General features: G+C 42.3%; 3 protein-coding genes. All 3 read left to right on the top strand.

The window, feature by feature from the left end; all coding sequences use genetic code 11:
- Positions 1 to 455, top strand: a 455-nt coding sequence (locus F6K20_RS33340) for an Asd/ArgC dimerization domain-containing protein (RefSeq protein WP_287297631.1), incomplete at its 5' end; no start/stop codon positions are given.
- Positions 456 to 598: 143 nt separating this feature from the next.
- Positions 599 to 1,483, top strand: a complete 885-nt coding sequence (gene dapA / locus F6K20_RS33335) for a 4-hydroxy-tetrahydrodipicolinate synthase (protein WP_044493598.1) — start codon at positions 599 to 601, stop codon at positions 1,481 to 1,483.
- A gap of 350 nt (positions 1,484 to 1,833) precedes the next feature.
- On the top strand, positions 1,834 to 2,639 hold an 806-nt coding region (locus F6K20_RS33330), incomplete at its 3' end, for a ribonuclease J (RefSeq protein WP_287297629.1).

Below are 2,639 nucleotides of genomic sequence, written 5' to 3'. Positions count from 1 at the left end.
ACTTGTTCCCCCACAACTCCCCTTTAAATGAGCAGGGGTACTGTCAGGAAGAAATGAAGATGGTCAATGAAACCCGCAAAATATTTAATGCTCCACAGTTAAAAATTAGTGCTACCTGTGTACGGGTTCCCGTACTGCGTGCTCACTCAGAAGCAGTTAACTTAGAATTCGACCAACCCATGCCAGTGGCTCAGGCAAGAGAAATATTAGCCACTGCCCCTGGAGTAAAACTAGTAGAAGATTGGCAGGCGAACTACTTCCCTATGCCTATTGATGCGTCCGGTAATGACGAAGTACTAGTGGGTAGGATTCGACAAGACCTTTCTCACCCTTGTGGTCTAGAAATTTGGTTGAGTGGAGACCAGATTCGTAAGGGTGCTGCCTTGAATGCAGTGCAAATTGCTGAGTTATTGGTAGCCAAAAATTGGCTAAAGTCCTTAGTCCCTAGTTCTTAGTCCTTTGTCGGGTTTTGTCAAAAGTCCTTTGTCGCTCGCAAAAAGTATTCTGGCACAGAAGCTACACCAATGACTAATGAATAATGACTAATGAATAATGACCAATGACCAATGACCAATAATTAATGAGGAGTTAGAAAAGGGTGGTCAATTTTGGACGTGTGCTAACGGCGATGATTACGCCGTTTAGGGAAGATAGCAGCGTCAATTATGCTGTGGCAGAGCACTTAGCAGCTCATTTGGTTGACAATGGGACAGATACTTTGGTCGTATGTGGTACGACTGGGGAATCTCCTACCCTTACCTGGGATGAAGAGTACCAGCTATTCCAAGTAGTCCAAAAAGCAGTTGCAGGTAAAGCCAAGGTAATTGTTGGAACGGGTTCAAATTCTACAGAAGAAGCGATCGCTGCTACTGAAAAAGCTGCTAAACTAGGGTTAGATGGATCATTACAAGTTGTACCGTATTACAATAAACCGCCACAGTCAGGACTATACCAACATTTCCAAGCGATCGCAAAATCGAGTCCTGACTTTCCCCTGATGCTCTACAATGTACCGGGTCGCACAGGACAAAATCTCCAACCGGAGACGATTGCTCGTTTAGCCCAAATTCCTAATATCGTAGCTCTCAAAGAGGCTAGTAGCGACTTTGAACAGACTAGTCAAATTAGGCGTTTAACCCCACCAGATTTTGCCATCTATTCTGGCGATGACTCCTTTACCCTAGCCACCCTGGCACTAGGAGGAGCAGGTGTAGTTAGTGTAGCCAGTCATCTGGTTGGCTCCCAAATCCAACAGATGATTCAAGCTTTTGAGGAGGGTAAAACTACCGAGGCTACTCAAATTCACCTCAAGCTTTTTCCCTTATTTAAAGTACTCTTTTGTACTACCAATCCTATCCCGATCAAAACAGCACTAGAACTTCAAGGTTGGCAGGTGGGTAGTTTTCGCTCACCCCTGTGCGAACTACCCTCTGAATTAAAATCCCGTTTAAAGGAGGTTCTAATTGAGCTGGATTTAATTTAAATCAGTACTCATTTTTTGGTAACAATTACCTTTGATCAGATCTATCTTCGCTTTGTAAGGGAGGAAAGATGAATGACTGCTTAGCGAAGACTATGTTAGGGATTGCGAGGGAGATTAGTTAGCTATAAAGGGTTGATTGAATTTTGGCTTCCTTTATCCCTAATTTTTTACTATTTTTTTATTTTATATTATTTTATTTCCTATTATTTTCACGTTTATTTGCTAATAATGATTTTAGCATAAAAAGCTATACATCATTGCTTTATATGTGTAATTTATATCTATATTAAAAAGGTAATTGGTATCACTTTTATCAAATTTTTACTATCAAAAACCCCCCGAGGATTAAAATGACTAAGCAAACATCTAAACCAGCTTTAAAAATTATTCCCCTAGGCGGACTCCATGAAATTGGCAAGAACACTTGTGTTTTTGAATTCAATGACGAAATCCTGCTCTTAGATGCTGGGATTGGCTTTCCTAATGATGAGATGCATGGAATTAATATCGTCCTCCCCGATATGACCTATTTACGGGAAAATCGTCACAAAATCAAGGGCATGATTGTCACTCACGGTCATGAAGACCATATTGGTGGCATTCCCTATCATTTAAAGCAGTTTGATATTCCCGTGATTTATGGACCCCGCTTAGCCATGGCATTACTTCAAGGCAAGCTAGAAGAAGCTGGTGTAGCTGATCACACGGAATTGAAACCTGTAATGCCCCGTGAAACGGTACATATCGGTTCTTCATTCCTTGTAGAATTTATTCGCAACACTCACTCAATTGCTGATAGCTTTACCATTGCCATTCATACGCCAGTGGGTGTGATTATCCATACAGGTGATTTCAAAGTTGACCATACCCCTGTCGATGGAGAATTCTTCGATTTCCAAACACTAGCGGAACATGGGGAAAAAGGGGTCTTGTGCTTGATGAGTGACTCGACTAACGCCGAAGTTCCCGGACATACTCCATCTGAACGTTCGGTTTATCCGAATCTAGAACGGGCCATTGCCCAAGCACAAGGACGAGTCCTAGTGACTACCTTTGCCTCCTCAGTTCACCGGATAAGTATAGTCCTGGATATCGCCCAAAAACAAAACCGGAAGGTGGCAATTGTGGGTCGTTCCATGCTGAATGTGATTGCCCA

This window comes from Moorena sp. SIO2C4 (assembly GCF_010672485.1).
In the GTDB taxonomy this organism is placed as follows: Bacteria; Cyanobacteriota; Cyanobacteriia; order Cyanobacteriales; family Coleofasciculaceae; genus Moorena; species Moorena producens.
Note: the sequence above shows the minus strand (reverse complement) of the source record. Positions and strands in the feature narration are given on the sequence as shown.